At 64.3% G+C, this 13924-nt stretch carries 11 protein-coding genes; 6 read left to right on the top strand and 5 right to left on the bottom strand.

Going from position 1 to position 13924, the window contains the following annotated elements:
* Positions 1 to 181: 181 nt before the first annotated feature.
* Together dnaK and grpE are read right to left on the bottom strand one after the other, a co-directional pair.
* Positions 182 to 2107 (bottom strand): molecular chaperone DnaK, encoded by a 1926-nt coding sequence (dnaK, locus tag HU751_RS11650; protein WP_102683185.1) that lies wholly within the window; start codon positions 2105 to 2107, stop codon positions 182 to 184.
* Between the two features lie 101 nt (positions 2108 to 2208).
* Positions 2209 to 2763 (bottom strand): nucleotide exchange factor GrpE, encoded by a 555-nt coding sequence (gene grpE / locus HU751_RS11645; protein WP_186732745.1) that lies wholly within the window; start codon positions 2761 to 2763, stop codon positions 2209 to 2211.
* A gap of 182 nt (positions 2764 to 2945) precedes the next feature.
* Here grpE and recN point away from each other — a divergent pair, with 182 nt between their 5' ends.
* Positions 2946 to 4619: a DNA repair protein RecN gene (recN, locus tag HU751_RS11640; protein ID WP_186732744.1), complete on the top strand. Its 1674-nt coding sequence runs from the start codon at positions 2946 to 2948 to the stop codon at positions 4617 to 4619.
* A 77-nt stretch (positions 4620 to 4696) separates the two neighbouring features.
* On the opposite strand, the gene fur is transcribed toward recN, so the two are convergent.
* Positions 4697 to 5101: a ferric iron uptake transcriptional regulator gene (gene fur / locus HU751_RS11635; protein WP_028691268.1), complete on the bottom strand. Its 405-nt coding sequence runs from the start codon at positions 5099 to 5101 to the stop codon at positions 4697 to 4699.
* Between the two features lie 97 nt (positions 5102 to 5198).
* On the opposite strand from fur, the gene HU751_RS11630 reads away from it, so the two are divergent.
* On the top strand, positions 5199 to 5717 hold the full coding sequence (locus HU751_RS11630; protein ID WP_110735055.1) for an outer membrane protein assembly factor BamE: 519 nt from the start codon (positions 5199 to 5201) through the stop codon (positions 5715 to 5717).
* Positions 5718 to 5802: 85 nt separating this feature from the next.
* Here HU751_RS11630 and HU751_RS11625 read toward each other — a convergent pair whose 3' ends face one another.
* A complete protein-coding gene (locus HU751_RS11625; protein WP_050707000.1) occupies positions 5803 to 6237 on the bottom strand; it encodes a type II toxin-antitoxin system RatA family toxin in 435 nt (144 codons plus the stop codon).
* 158 nt (positions 6238 to 6395) lie between these two features.
* Between HU751_RS11625 and smpB the strand changes: the two genes are divergently transcribed.
* A complete protein-coding gene (gene smpB / locus HU751_RS11620) occupies positions 6396 to 6878 on the top strand; it encodes an SsrA-binding protein SmpB (protein WP_023629355.1) in 483 nt (160 codons plus the stop codon).
* A gap of 127 nt (positions 6879 to 7005) precedes the next feature.
* On the opposite strand, the gene HU751_RS11615 is transcribed toward smpB, so the two are convergent.
* Positions 7006 to 7773: an FCD domain-containing protein gene (locus tag HU751_RS11615; protein WP_186732743.1), complete on the bottom strand. Its 768-nt coding sequence runs from the start codon at positions 7771 to 7773 to the stop codon at positions 7006 to 7008.
* A 260-nt stretch (positions 7774 to 8033) separates the two neighbouring features.
* Between HU751_RS11615 and HU751_RS11610 the strand changes: the two genes are divergently transcribed.
* From HU751_RS11610 to HU751_RS11600, 3 genes are all read left to right on the top strand, one after another.
* Positions 8034 to 9704, top strand: a complete 1671-nt coding sequence (locus tag HU751_RS11610; RefSeq protein WP_186732742.1) for a lactate permease LctP family transporter — start codon at positions 8034 to 8036, stop codon at positions 9702 to 9704.
* A gap of 63 nt (positions 9705 to 9767) precedes the next feature.
* Positions 9768 to 10913, top strand: coding sequence for an FMN-dependent L-lactate dehydrogenase LldD (gene lldD, locus HU751_RS11605; protein ID WP_186732741.1), 1146 nt, complete (start codon positions 9768 to 9770; stop codon positions 10911 to 10913).
* A gap of 71 nt (positions 10914 to 10984) precedes the next feature.
* Positions 10985 to 13795, top strand: coding sequence for an FAD-binding and (Fe-S)-binding domain-containing protein (locus HU751_RS11600; protein WP_186732740.1), 2811 nt, complete (start codon positions 10985 to 10987; stop codon positions 13793 to 13795).
* The last annotated feature ends 129 nt before the right edge of the window (positions 13796 to 13924 follow it).

Raw genomic sequence — 13924 nt, 5'->3', positions numbered from 1 at the left:
ATACCTCGGCGCATCGTGCGCCATGCCACCAGCACCTGTCGTCATGGGCGAATACGCCGTGACAGATGCCGTAAATAATTCTCGTGTTCCAGACACGCCAACGCGGGAGCAAGCTCCCGCGCGGCGACATCCTACCAGTTCACCATCAAACGACGGTGAACCGGCCGACAACATGCAGGAATTACTGCTTGTTGTTGTCTTTCACTTCTTCGAACTCGGCGTCAACCACGTCATCGTGCTTGGCTTCCGGCTCGGCCTGCTGGGCGCCGCCCTGCGGTTGCTCGGCCTGCTGCTCGGCGTACATCTTCTGAGCGACTGGCGCCGAGACCTTGGACAACTCCTCGACCTTGGCGTCGATGGCAGCCTTGTCGTCGCCTTTGACGGCGGCTTCCAGGGCGACCACGGCGGCCTCGATGGCGGTCTTCTCTTCAGCGGTGACCTTGTCACCGGCTTCAGTGACCATCTTGCGGGTCGAGTGGACCAGCGCGTCACCCTGGTTACGGGCGGCGGCCAGCTCTTCGAACTTGCGGTCTTCCTCGGCGTTGGCCTCGGCGTCACGCACCATTTTCTCGATTTCTTCGTCGGACAGGCCGGAGTTGGCCTTGATCACGATCGACTGCGCCTTGCCGGTAGCCTTGTCCTTCGCGCCGACGTGCAGGATGCCGTTGGCGTCGATGTCGAAGGTCACTTCGATCTGCGGTACGCCGCGCGGAGCCGGCGGGATGTCGGCCAGGTCGAACTTGCCCAGCGACTTGTTCTGCGAAGCTTGCTTGCGCTCGCCCTGCAGCACGTGGATGGTCACGGCGCCCTGGTTGTCGTCGGCGGTCGAGAACACCTGCGACTTCTTGGTCGGGATGGTGGTGTTCTTCTCGATCAGCGCGGTCATCACGCCGCCCATGGTCTCGATACCCAGGGTCAGCGGGCTGACATCCAGCAGCAGCACGTCCTTCACATCACCAGCCAGAACGGCGCCCTGGATGGCGGCACCCATGGCGACGGCTTCGTCCGGGTTGACGTCTTTGCGTGCTTCTTTACCGAAGAAGTCGGCAACGGCTTTCTGCACCATCGGCATACGGGTCTGGCCACCGACCAGGATCACGTCGTCGATCTTGCTGGCGTCGATGCCGGCGTCCTTCAGGGCGATGCGGCATGGCTCGATGGTACGGTTGACCAGGTCTTCGACCAGCGACTCCAGCTTGGCGCGGGAGATCTTCACGTTCAGGTGCTTCGGACCGGTCGCATCTGCGGTGATGTACGGCAGGTTGACGTCGGTCGACTGGGCGGAGGACAGCTCGATCTTGGCTTTTTCAGCGGCTTCTTTTAGGCGCTGCAGGGCCAGGGGATCGTTCTTCAGGTCCATGCCGGACTCTTTCTTGAACTCGTCGACGAGGTAGTCGATCAGGCGCATGTCGAAGTCTTCGCCACCCAGGAAGGTGTCGCCGTTGGTGGCCAGTACTTCGAACTGGTGCTCACCGTCGACTTCGGCGATTTCGATGACCGATACGTCGAAGGTACCACCACCCAGGTCATAGACGATGACGGTGTGGTCGCCCTTGCCCTTGTCCATGCCGTAGGCCAGCGCGGCGGCAGTCGGTTCGTTGATGATACGCTTCACGTCCAGGCCAGCGATGCGGCCGGCGTCCTTGGTCGCCTGGCGCTGGCTGTCGTTGAAGTAGGCCGGAACGGTGATGACCGCTTCGGTGACCGGCTCGCCGAGATAGTCTTCGGCGGTCTTCTTCATCTTTTTCAGAACTTCGGCGCTGATCTGCGGCGGAGCCATCTGCTTGTCGGCAGCCTCGACCCAGGCGTCACCGTTGTTGGCCTTGACGATCTTGTAAGGCACCAGCTTGATGTCTTTCTGCACGACATCTTCTTCGAAACGGCGGCCGATCAGGCGCTTCACCGCGAACAGGGTGTTGTGCGGGTTGGTGACCGCCTGGCGCTTGGCCGACTGGCCGACCAGGATCTCGCCGTCGTTGGCGTAGGCGATGATCGAAGGCGTGGTACGCGCGCCTTCGGCGTTCTCGATGACCTTGGCGGTGCCGTTTTCCAGCACGGAGACGCAGGAGTTGGTGGTCCCCAGGTCGATACCGATGATTTTACCCATGTTGATTCTCCCGAAACTTGAATTTGGTAGCAGCGACTGCTTTGGCCAACTGCACTAATACTTGAAGGCTTGACACCTAGATGGGGGTGCCCGGAAAGATTTCAAGCCTTTTCATTGATCGAAGGCTGCGGGGCGCTCGGCGCCTTGCTGACCACCACCATGGCGGGGCGCAGCAGACGGCCGTTGAGCTGGTAGCCCTTCTGGAATACTTTGAGCACGCTATTTGGCTCAACGTCGGCACTTTCCTGCATGGCCATGGCCTGATGCTGCTCGGCATTGAATGGTTCGCCATCCGGGTCGATGGCTTCAAGGCTATAGCGCTTGAGGGTGTCCTGGAACATCTTCAGGGTCAGCTCGATACCTTCGCGCATCGGCTTGATGGTCTCGTCATCAGCGCTGGACAGTTCCAGGCCACGCTCCAGGCTGTCGATGATCGGCAGCAGGTCGCCAGCGAACTTCTCCAGGGCGAACTTGTGCGCCTTCTCGACATCCTGCTCGGCACGGCGGCGGATGTTCTGCAGGTCGGCGGCGGCGCGCAGGGACTGGTCCTTGGCGGCGGCCAGCTGCTCCTCGAGCTCCAGGACGCGGGCATCGGCATTCGCTGCGCCTGCTTCTTCGGAATTCAGGTTCTTCTCATCCAGCTGTTCGTCAGCCATTGGGTTTCTCCTCCACGATTTCTGTCGTGCGAGCCAGGCTCGCCATGTCTTGCCGGCTATATGGGGTCGGAAAAACCAGGTTCAAGGGGGAAGGTGCTTTTCCACATTCGTCGACCGGCTATTGGCAGACTCGCGAAAAGCACTGTATAAATATCCAGACAAGACCCTTCGGGAGCCGCCCCATGCTGGTGCACCTGTCCATTCACAACTACGCCATCGTCGAACACCTCGACCTCGAGATCGCCCGTGGCATGTCCGTCATCACCGGCGAGACCGGGGCCGGCAAGTCGATCATGCTCGACGCCCTCGGCCTGGCCCTGGGCGATCGCGCCGACAGCGGCGTGGTGCGCCCGGGCACCGACAAGGCCGACATCCTCGCCACCTTCGACCTGGTCGACATCCCCGAGGCACACGCCTGGCTAGCCGATCGCGACCTGGAAAGCGACGGCCCGTGCATCCTGCGCCGGGTGATCACCGCCGAGGGCCGCAGCCGTGGCTACATCAACGGCACCCCCTGCCCGCTGGGCGACCTCAAGGCCCTGGGTGAGCTGCTGATCGACATCCACAGCCAGCATGAGCACCAGTCACTGCTGAAGACCGACACCCACCGCCGCCTGGTGGACGAGTACGCCGGCGCCAGCGACCTGGCCCGCCAGGTCCAGCTGGCCGCCAAGCGCTGGAACCAGACGCGCCAGGAACTGGAGCGCCTGAGCAATTCCGGCGATGAGCAACGGGCGCGCCAACAGCTGCTCAGCTATCAGCTGGAAGAGCTGGACAACCTCGGTCTTGGCGAGAACGAGCTGGAACAGCTGGAGCAGGAGCACAAGAACCTGACCAACGCCGAGGCGCTATTCGGCATTTGCCGCCAGGTCATCGACCAGTGCAGCGAAAGCGACTCGGGCAATGTACTGAGCGCCCTGACCGTCAGCCTTAACCGGCTCACCGCTGTCGGCAACGGCCCCAAGGCGCTGGGCGAGGCGGTCAACCTGATCGCCAGCGCGCAGATCCAGGTCGAGGAGGCCGTCGGCGAGCTCAACCGCTTCCTCGACAACTTCGACGCCGACCCGATGCGCCTGCAGGCCCTCGAAGAGCGCCTGGATACTATCTATACCCTCGCCCGCAAGCACCGCGTGCACCCCACCGAATTGCCGCACCTGCAGCAGCGCCTGATGGAAGAGCTGGAAGGGTTGAATGCAAGCGACGAGTCGATCGAGCGCCTGGGCGAGGAGCTGGCCGCCTACGCCCAGCACTATAAAGAGAAGGCAGGCGAGCTGAGCGCGCTGCGCCAGCAGGCCGCCAAACAGCTGGCCACCGCTGTCGAGCAGGAGATCCAGCGCCTGGGCATGCCCGGCGGGCGCTTCTGCATCGAGCTCACGCCCTTCGACAACGGCGACCTGTCGCCCCATGGCCTGGAGCAGATCGAACTGCTGGTCAGCGCCAACCCCGGCCAGCCACTCAAGGGCCTGGCCAAGGTCGCCTCGGGCGGCGAGCTGTCGCGTATCAGCCTGGCGATTCAGGTGATCACCGCGCAGACCTCGCGCATTCCGACCCTGGTGTTCGACGAAGTGGACGTGGGGATCGGCGGCCCGACGGCAGAGATCGTCGGCCAGTTGCTTCGCCGCCTCGGCGAGCGCGGCCAGGTCCTGACCGTGACCCACCTGCCCCAGGTGGCAGCGCAGGGCCATCACCACCTGTTCGTGCACAAGGTGCGCAACAGCGACACCACGCATACCGCAGTGGCCAGCCTGGGCAAGCGCGAGCGGGTCGAGGAAGTGGCGCGGATGCTGGGCGGGATCGACCTGACCAAGGAATCGCTGGCCCATGCGCGCAAGATGGTGGTGAGCAGCAAGGCCTGAGCGCGCAAGACTTGAGACACCACAAAGCACAAAGGCGACCCGAAGGTCGCCTTTGTCATCAATAACGATCTAAATCGTTACTTCTTTTTACGCACATACAGAACCAGATTGTGGTCCACCAGCTCGAAACCATGCTCGGCAACGATCTCTTTCTGGCGCTTCTCGATTTCGGCATCGAAGAATTCAATGACTTCACCGCTGTCCACGTTGACCATGTGATCGTGGTGCTTGCCATCCGCCAGCTCGAACACCGCGTGGCCGCCATCAAAGTTGTGGCGCTCCACCAGGCCCGCCGCTTCGAATTGGGTCAGTACGCGGTACACGGTCGCCAGACCGACATCCTCGCCAGCTTCCATCAGCGCCTTGTAGACATCCTCGGCACTCATGTGACGCTGCTCGGCGGAGTCGAGCATCTGAAGAATCTTGACTCGAGGCAGGGTTACCTTGAGGCCCGCTTTGCGCAATTCGCTATTTTCAACCATGGTCAGCTTTCTCGCCGATGCTGCTTCGCAGCTTCTCTTAATACGGGTATGATCGGGGTTTACGTTGTCCAGCCAAGATAGTGGAAGTCGCCCACCGATGCAAAACACCAAGCTCTTGCTAACCAGCCTCACCCTAGTGGGACTGCTCGCACTCGCCGGTTGCTCGTTTCCCGGGGTTTACAAAATCGACATCCAGCAGGGCAATGTCGTCACGCAAGACATGATAGACCAATTGCGCCCGGGAATGACCCGCCGGCAAGTAAGGTTTATCATGGGCAACCCCCTGCTGCAGGACACCTTCCACACCAATCGCTGGGACTACCTGTACAGCCTGCAGCCCGGCGGCGGCCAGCGCCAGCAGGAGCGCATGAGCATCTTCTTCAACGAGAACGACCAACTGGTCAGCCTCTCCGGCGACTTCATGCCGGGCGTCAGCCGCGACCAGGAAATCCTCGGCGGCAGCGGCGACACCACGGTCAGCCCGGACAAGCAGCCAAGCCAGCCCGAGAAGCCGGCCAAGCCAGGCTCGCTGGAAGACACCCTGCAGAAAGAAATCGACAACATCGAGACTACTCCGGTCCCGACGCCGGCCCCGCTGGAAACCTCGCCGCAGTAATTGCGCCGACACTAAAAAGCCCGGATCCAGTCCGGGCTTTTTATTGCGTTGCCGAAAAGCCCTTGGATCAGGCCACTGGCACTATTCAGCCATTGATCTGCTTGGCACGCTGGCAAAACGCATCGACCATGGTATTGGCCGCCTGGTTGAACAGCGGCCCCAGGGTCGCCCGCACCAGGGCGCCGGCGTAGTCGAACGACAGGTCGAGGCTGATCTTGCAGGCCTTCTCGCCCAGCGGCTTGAACACCCACAGGCCATGCAGCTGGGTGAACGGCCCATCTTCCAGGTTCATTTCGATCGACTGCCCCGGCACCAGCACATTGCGCGTGGTGAACTGCTGGCTCATGCCGCCCTTGGCCACTTCCAGCTTGGCGCGCATGTGCGTGTCGCTGGCCTCGAGCACGGTGGAAGCCGAGCACCAGGGCAGGAACTCCGGGTAGCTGGCCACATCGTTGACCAGGTCGTAGAGCGCCTGGGCAGGGAACGGCAGCAGGGCGGAGCGTTGAATATGGGTAGTCATCCAGGCGTCACTTCCAATCTGGGCGGCGCGTCGCAGCGCCTCGAATACGGTTCTGCACGGCAGAACAAGGCCTGTATTGTCCGGGATTCACACAACTGGCTCAAGCTCACCTAAACCCCATAGCCGAGGACGCGGACTCTCCCTATAATGCCGCCCCTATGGCTAAGCAAAAGAAACATCCGACCGGGACCATCGCGCAGAACAAGAAGGCGCGACACGATTACTTCATCGAACACAAGTTCGAGGCCGGGCTGGTCCTGTCCGGTTGGGAAGTAAAGAGCCTGCGGGCCGGCAAGGCACACCTGACCGACAGCTACGTGCTGCTCAAGGATGGCGAAGCCTGGCTGTTCGGCAGCCACATCACCCCGCTGAACACCGCCAGCACCCACGTCATCGCCGACCCGATCCGCACCCGCAAGCTGCTGCTGAACAAGCGTGAGCTGGAGCGCCTGGAAGCGGCCGTGGCGCAGAAGGGCTACACCTGCGTGGCGATGTCGCTGTACTGGAGCAAGCACCTGATCAAGTGCGAGATCGCGCTCGGCAAGGGCAAGAAGGAGTTCGACAAGCGCGACACCGTGCGCGAGCGCGACTCCAACCGCGAGCTGCAGCGCACGATGCGCAACAAGGGCAAGGAAGAGTAACTCCTGCCCTGCTCGGTCACTGTAGGAGCGGCCTCGTGTCGCGATAGGGCTGCGAAGCAGCCCCCGACGATCTTGAGTGGTACAAAGATCCCGAGGCCGCTCCCACAAGAACCGCGTACGCCGCCTCTCAGCGCCCGCTGCGCCGCTCCGCCCGCGCCACTCGCTGGGCCTCCTGCTGCGCCTCCTGCAGCACTTCCTGCACATACAGGATGTGCCGGCTAGAAACCTCCCGCGCATCGTCCGCCCGCCCCTCGACAATCGCCAGGTACAACTCGCGATGCTGGCTGATCAGCATGTCGCGGGTCTCCGTGCGCTGCTGGTACATGCCGCCGATGTTGGTCACCACGTTGCGCTTGAGCAGGTCGAACAAGCCGCGGATGGTATGCAGCAGCACGGCGTTGTGGCTGGCTTCGGCAATGGCCAGGTGGAATCGCGCATCGGCCGCGCCCTCCTGCACCCGATCCACCTCGCCGACACGGTTGTAGCAGTCCTGCAGCGCGTCGAATGCCGTCTTCAGCCGCTCGCGATCAGGCTCGGTAGCGCGCTGGGCCGCGTAGTACGCGCACGACGCCTCCAATGTATGACGGAACTCCAGCAAATCGCGCTGGGCCTCCGGATTACGCTCCAGCAACTGCAACAGCGGGTCGCTGAACGTTGAGCCCAAGGCTTCGGCCACATAGTTGCCGCCACCCTGGCGGCTGACCAGCAGCCCCTTGGCCACGAGCTTCTGGATCGCCTCGCGCAGCGACGGACGGGACACGCCGAACTGCTCGGCCAGGACACGTTCGGCGGGCAGGCGCTGCCCCGAAGTCAATGTACCCTCGAGAATCATCCCTTCCAACCGGTCGACGATGTCGTCGGACAGGCGCCGCTGGCGGACCTGATCAAAAACCATTGCTTGCTCTCCACGAACCCCGGGGATGCGAATCCGGGGGCGCCTATTCTGCGCCTATCCAGCCTGCGCCGACACCCATCAGGCGGCGATTTTCCCTGCCGCTCAGATGCCCGCTCATCGGCATCCGACCAAAGTTTTCCACAGGACAAATTGACACACCCTGCGCGGCGCTCTTAACCTAGCGCCCAGCCATTGTAAATTGGTCTTACCAATTATCCAATGCCAGTGCCTTGACCAACAACAATTAGGGGCCACCCCATATGCAAACCTGGCAACAACTCTATACCCCGCTTGGTAGCCTCGGCCTGTCCGCGCTGGCGGCGGTCATCCCCATCGTGTTCTTCTTCCTCGCCCTCGCCGTGTTCCGCCTCAAGGGCCACGTCGCCGGCAGCATCACCCTCGCGTTGTCGATCCTGGTGGCGATCTTCGCCTTCGAGATGCCGGTCGACATGGCCCTGGCCGCCGCGGGTTACGGTTTCCTCTACGGCCTGTGGCCGATTGCCTGGATCATCGTCGCCGCGGTGTTCCTCTACAAACTCACGGTCAAGAGCGGCCAGTTCGAGGTGATCCGCAGCTCGGTGCTGTCGATCACCGACGACCAGCGCCTGCAGGTGCTGCTGATCGGCTTCTGCTTCGGTGCCTTCCTCGAAGGCGCGGCCGGCTTCGGCGCGCCGGTGGCCATCACCGCCGCGCTGCTGGTGGGCCTGGGCTTCAATCCGCTGTACGCCGCCGGCCTGTGCCTGATCGCCAACACCGCGCCGGTGGCCTTCGGCGCCCTGGGCATCCCGATCATCGTCGCCGGGCAAGTGACCGGCATCGACGCCTTCCACATCGGCGCCATGACCGGCCGCCAGCTGCCGCTGCTGTCGCTGTTCGTGCCGTTCTGGCTGGTGTTCATGATGGACGGCGTGCGCGGCATGAAGGAGACCTGGCCTGCCGCCCTGGTGGCCGGCCTGAGCTTCGCCGTCACCCAGTACTTCACCTCTAACTTCATCGGCCCGGAGCTGCCGGACATCACCTCGGCCCTGGCCAGCCTGATCGCCCTGACCCTGTTCCTCAAGGTCTGGCAGCCCAAGCGCTCGTTCGCCGAAGCCAAGGGCAGCGTCGGCGCCGCCGTCGTGCAATCGGGTGGCAGCCAGCCTTCGCCGTACAGCTTCGGCGAGATCTTCAAGGCCTGGTCGCCGTTCCTGATCCTGACCGTGCTGGTCACGATCTGGACCCTGAAGCCGTTCAAGGCAGCCTTCGCCCCGGGCGGCGCGATGTACAACTTCGTGTTCAACTTCGCCATCCCGCACCTCGACCAACTGGTGATCAAGACCGCGCCGATCGTCACCGCGCCGACCGCCATGCCGGCGGTGTTCAAGCTCGACCCGATCTCCGCCACCGGCACGGCCATCTTCCTCTCGGCGCTGATCTCGATGTGGGTGTTGAAGATCAACGTAAAAACTGGTCTGACCACTTTTAAAGAGACCTTCTGGGAACTGCGCTGGCCGATCCTGTCGATTGGCATGGTGCTGGCCTTCGCCTTCGTCACCAACTACTCGGGCATGTCCTCGACCATGGCTTTGGTGCTGGCCGGTACGGGCGCCGCGTTCCCGTTCTTCTCGCCGTTCCTGGGCTGGCTGGGCGTGTTCCTGACCGGTTCCGACACCTCGTCCAACGCCCTGTTCAGCTCGCTGCAGGCCACCACCGCGCACCAGATCGGGGTCAACGACACCCTGCTGGTGGCGGCCAACACCAGCGGCGGCGTGACCGGCAAGATGATCTCGCCACAGTCGATCGCCGTGGCCTGCGCCGCCACCGGCCTGGTCGGCAAGGAATCCGACCTGTTCCGCTTCACCGTCAAGCACAGCCTGTTCTTCGCCACCATCGTCGGCCTGATCACCCTGATCCAGGCCTATTGGCTGACCGGCATGCTGGTTCATCACTAAAGTGAAAGGGCCCGGGCGCCAGCGAGCGCCCGGCATCACCTTCAACCCACGCTGCGAGAATCCATGATCATTTCCGCCTCCACCGACTATCGCGCCGCGGCCCAACGCAAGCTGCCCCCCTTCCTCTTCCACTACGCCGACGGCGGTGCCTACGCCGAGCACACCCTGCGCCACAACGTCTCGGACCTGGCCAGTATCGCCCTGCGTCAGCGCGTGCTGAAGAACATGTCGGACCTGAGCCTTGAGACCCGGCTGTTCGACGAAACCCTGAGCATGCCCGTGGCCTTGGCCCCGGTCGGCCTCACCGGCATGTACGCCCGCCGCGGCGAAGTGCAGGCGGCGCGCGCGGCGGCGGCCCATGGCATCCCGTTCACCATGTCCACCGTATCGGTGTGCCCGATCGAAGAGGTGGCCCCGGCCATCGACCGGCCGATGTGGTTCCAGCTGTATGTCCTGAAAGACCGCGGCTTCATGCGCAACGCCCTGGAGCGCGCGAAAGCGGCCGGAGTGAAGACCCTGGTGTTCACCGTCGACATGCCGGTACCCGGCGCCCGCTACCGCGATGCCCACTCCGGCATGAGTGGCCCGAACGCACCGCTGCGCCGCGTGTGGCAGGCCATGACCCACCCGCAGTGGGCGCTGGATGTCGGCCTGCTCGGCCGCCCGCACGATCTTGGCAACATCTCCAAATACCGTGGCAACCCCACGGGTCTGGCCGACTACATCGGCTGGCTGGGCAACAACTTCGACCCGTCCATCTCCTGGAAAGACCTTGAGTGGATCCGTGAATTCTGGGACGGCCCGATGATCATCAAGGGCATCCTCGACGCCGAGGATGCCCGCGACGCGGTCAAGTTCGGCGCCGACGGCATCGTCGTCTCCAACCACGGCGGCCGCCAGCTCGACGGCGTGCTGTCCAGCGCCCGCGCCCTGCCGGCGATCGCCGACGCGGTCAAGGGCGATATCAAGATCCTCGCCGACTCCGGTATCCGCAGCGGCCTCGACGTAGTGCGCATGGTCGCCCTGGGCGCCGACACCGTGCTGATTGGCCGCGCCTTCCTCTATGCCCTGGCCACCCATGGCGAAGCAGGCGTGAAGAACCTGCTGGAGCTGTTCGAGAAAGAGATGCGCGTGGCCATGGTGTTGACCGGCGCCAAGTCCATCAACGAGATCACCCGCGACTCGCTGGTCCGCGAACTGGGCGCCTGAGAGCGCCCGCCAACGCCTGATAGCCCGGGGCACGCCGCGCACAAGACGCCGCGGCCCCGCGAGGAGACTGCATGAGCCTGCCCGCCGCGTTCCTGCGTGATGCCGAGCGCCTGATCCCCGCCGAACGCCGCTTCGACGACCCGACCTCGACCCTGGCCTTTGGCACCGACGCCAGCTTCTACAGACTGATCCCCAAGCTGGTGGTGCGCGTGGAGTCCGAGGATGAAGTGGTCGCGCTGCTCCAGCTGGCCCAGCGTGACCGGGTACCCGTGACCTTCCGCGCCGCCGGCACCAGCCTGTCGGGCCAGGCCATCAGCGACTCGGTGCTGATCGTACTCGGCGACAACTGGAATGGCCGGGAGATTCGCGGCCAGGGCACGCAGATCCGCCTGCAGCCCGGTGTGATCGGCGCCCAGGCCAATGCCTGGCTCGCTCCCTACGGGCGCAAGATCGGCCCGGACCCGGCCTCGATCAATGCCTGCAAGATCGGCGGTATCGTCGCCAACAATGCCAGCGGCATGTGCTGCGGCACCGCGCAGAACACCTACCACACCCTCGCCGGCCTGCGTCTGGTGCTGGCCGACGGCACCCGCCTGGACAGCGAGGACCCGGCCAGTATTGCCGCGTTCGAGCAAAGCCACGCCGGCCTGCTGGACGAACTGGCGCGCCTTGGCCGCGAGACCCGCGCCAACCTCGCATTGGCCGACCGTATCCGCCACAAGTACCGACTGAAGAACACCACGGGCCTGTCGCTCAACGCGCTGGTGGACTACGACCAGCCACTCGACATCCTGCAGCACCTTCTGGTCGGCTCCGAAGGCACCCTCGGTTTCATCAGCGCCGTCACCTACGACACCGTGCCCGACCATCCGCACAAGGCCAGCGCGCTGCTGGTGTTCCCGAGCGTCGAAAGCTGCTGCCGGGCGGTGACCCTGCTCAAGCCGCAACCGGTGTCCGCCGTGGAGCTGCTCGACCGCCGTAGCCTGCGTTCGGTGCAAGATATGCCCGGCATGCCGGCCTGGGTGAAAGGCCTGTCCGGCAACGCCTGCGCCTTGCTGATCGAGTCCCGCGCCGCCAGCCAGAGCCTGCTGCACGAACAGCTCGACCAGGTGATGGCCGCCATCGCCGAGTTCCCGCTGGAGCAGAAGGTCGCCTTCAGCGAAGACCCGGCGGTGTACAACCAGCTGTGGAAGATCCGCAAGGACACCTTCCCCGCCGTCGGCGCCGTGCGCCAGACCGGCACCACGGTGATCATCGAGGACGTCACCTTCCCCATCGAGCAACTGGCCGAAGGCGTCAACCGCCTGATCCAGCTGTTCGACAAGCACCGTTACGACGAGGCGATCATTTTCGGCCACGCCCTGGAAGGCAACCTGCACTTCGTCTTTACCCAGGGATTCAACAGTGCCGAGGAAGTAGCGCGCTACCAGGCGTTCATGGATGACGTGGCGCAATTGGTGGCAGTGGAGTTCGGCGGCTCGCTCAAGGCCGAGCACGGCACCGGGCGCAACATGGCGCCGTTCGTCGAGCTAGAATGGGGCAAGGACGCCTACCAGCTGATGTGGCAGCTCAAGCGCCTGCTCGACCCCAACGGCATCCTCAACCCCGATGTGGTGCTGAGCGAGGATCCGGATATCCACCTGAAGAACCTCAAGCCGCTGCCGGCCGCCGACGAAATCGTCGACAAGTGCATCGAGTGCGGGTTCTGCGAGCCGGTGTGCCCGTCGAAAGGGCTGACCCTCAGCCCACGCCAGCGCATCGTCATGTGGCGCGATATCCAGGCGAAGAAGCGTGCCGGCGTCGACATCCGCGAACTGCTGCGCACCTACCAGTACCAGGGCATCGATACCTGCGCCGCCACCGGCCTCTGTGCCCAGCGCTGCCCGGTAGGCATCAATACCGGCGAGCTGGTGAAGAAGCTGCGCGGCCAGGCGGCCGAGCACGGCAAGGCCGCCGACTGGCTGGCCGAGCACTTCCACGCCACCCTGCGCGGCGCCCGCTTCACCCTGGCCGCCGCCAATGGCGCGCGCAGGCTGCTCGGCGCCCCACGCATGAGCCGCCTCAGCGCCAGCCTCAGCAGGGCCAGCAAGGGCCGCCTGCCGCAATGGACACCCGCCATGCCGCAGCCGCTGCGCGCCATCGACTTCCCCGCGCAAAGCCACGATGCCCGGCCACGGGTCGTCTACCTGGCCGCCTGCGTGTCGCGGGTGATGGGCCCGGCCTACGCCGACCGCGAACAGAGCTCGCTGCTGGATAAAACTCGCGCCCTGCTGGAAAAAGCCGGCTACCAGGTGGTGTTCCCGGACAACGCCGACAGCCTGTGCTGCGGCCAGCCGTTCGCCTCCAAGGGCTACCCCGAGCAGGCCGAGCACAAGCGCCAGGAGCTGATCACCGCCCTGCTGCACGCCAGCCGCGGCGGCCTCGACCCGATCTACTGCGACACCAGCCCCTGCACCCTGCGCCTGGTGCAGGACTTGGGCGAGTCGCGCCTGGACCTGTACGACCCGGTGCGTTTCATCCGCACCCACCTGGTCGACAGGCTGGAGTTCACCCCCCAGGACGAGCCAGTGGCGGTGCACGTGACCTGCAGCACCCAGCACCTGGGCGAAAGCCAGGCGCTGATCGACTTGGCGCGGCGCTGCAGCAAGCAGGTGGTGATCCCCGAGGGCATCCATTGCTGCGGCTTCGCCGGCGACAAGGGCTTCACCACCCCGGAGCTCAACGCCCACTCCCTGCGCACCCTGAAGGACGCCGTGCAGTATTGCAGCGAAGGGATCTCCACCAGCCGCACCTGCGAAATCGGCCTGTCGAGCCACAGCGGCATCGACTATCACGGCCTGGTGTACCTGGTCGACCGGGTCACCCGCGCGCGCAGCCTCTGATCCGCCAGGGCAGCCCCGCTCCCTCTTTGATGGGAGTGGGGCTGCCCTGCGATGGCGTCGACAAGCGCTGCGCCACAACTGCGTCCTGCACAAACCCTGCGCACTCAAGTAAACTGGCGGCCTTTTCGC

The sequence above is a fragment of the Pseudomonas peradeniyensis genome (genome assembly GCF_014268935.2).
GTDB classification, from domain to species: domain Bacteria; phylum Pseudomonadota; class Gammaproteobacteria; order Pseudomonadales; family Pseudomonadaceae; genus Aquipseudomonas; species Aquipseudomonas peradeniyensis.
Note: the sequence above shows the minus strand (reverse complement) of the source record. Positions and strands in the feature narration are given on the sequence as shown.

What these genes read in the sequence shown, in the direction of transcription:
- HU751_RS11615 (WP_186732743.1), bottom strand. Translation starts at nt 7,773, where the DNA reads ATGGTTTTTGATCAGGTCCGCCAGCGGCGCCTGTCCGACGACATCGTC.
- smpB (WP_023629355.1), top strand. Translation starts at nt 6,396, where the DNA reads ATGGCTAAGCAAAAGAAACATCCGACCGGGACCATCGCGCAGAACAAG.
- fur (WP_028691268.1), bottom strand. Translation starts at nt 5,101, where the DNA reads ATGGTTGAAAATAGCGAATTGCGCAAAGCGGGCCTCAAGGTAACCCTG.
- HU751_RS11600 (WP_186732740.1), top strand. Translation starts at nt 10,985, where the DNA reads ATGAGCCTGCCCGCCGCGTTCCTGCGTGATGCCGAGCGCCTGATCCCC.
- HU751_RS11630 (WP_110735055.1), top strand. Translation starts at nt 5,199, where the DNA reads ATGCAAAACACCAAGCTCTTGCTAACCAGCCTCACCCTAGTGGGACTG.
- HU751_RS11625 (WP_050707000.1), bottom strand. Translation starts at nt 6,237, where the DNA reads ATGACTACCCATATTCAACGCTCCGCCCTGCTGCCGTTCCCTGCCCAG.
- HU751_RS11610 (WP_186732742.1), top strand. Translation starts at nt 8,034, where the DNA reads ATGCAAACCTGGCAACAACTCTATACCCCGCTTGGTAGCCTCGGCCTG.
- grpE (WP_186732745.1), bottom strand. Translation starts at nt 2,763, where the DNA reads ATGGCTGACGAACAGCTGGATGAGAAGAACCTGAATTCCGAAGAAGCA.
- dnaK (WP_102683185.1), bottom strand. Translation starts at nt 2,107, where the DNA reads ATGGGTAAAATCATCGGTATCGACCTGGGGACCACCAACTCCTGCGTC.
- recN (WP_186732744.1), top strand. Translation starts at nt 2,946, where the DNA reads ATGCTGGTGCACCTGTCCATTCACAACTACGCCATCGTCGAACACCTC.
- lldD (WP_186732741.1), top strand. Translation starts at nt 9,768, where the DNA reads ATGATCATTTCCGCCTCCACCGACTATCGCGCCGCGGCCCAACGCAAG.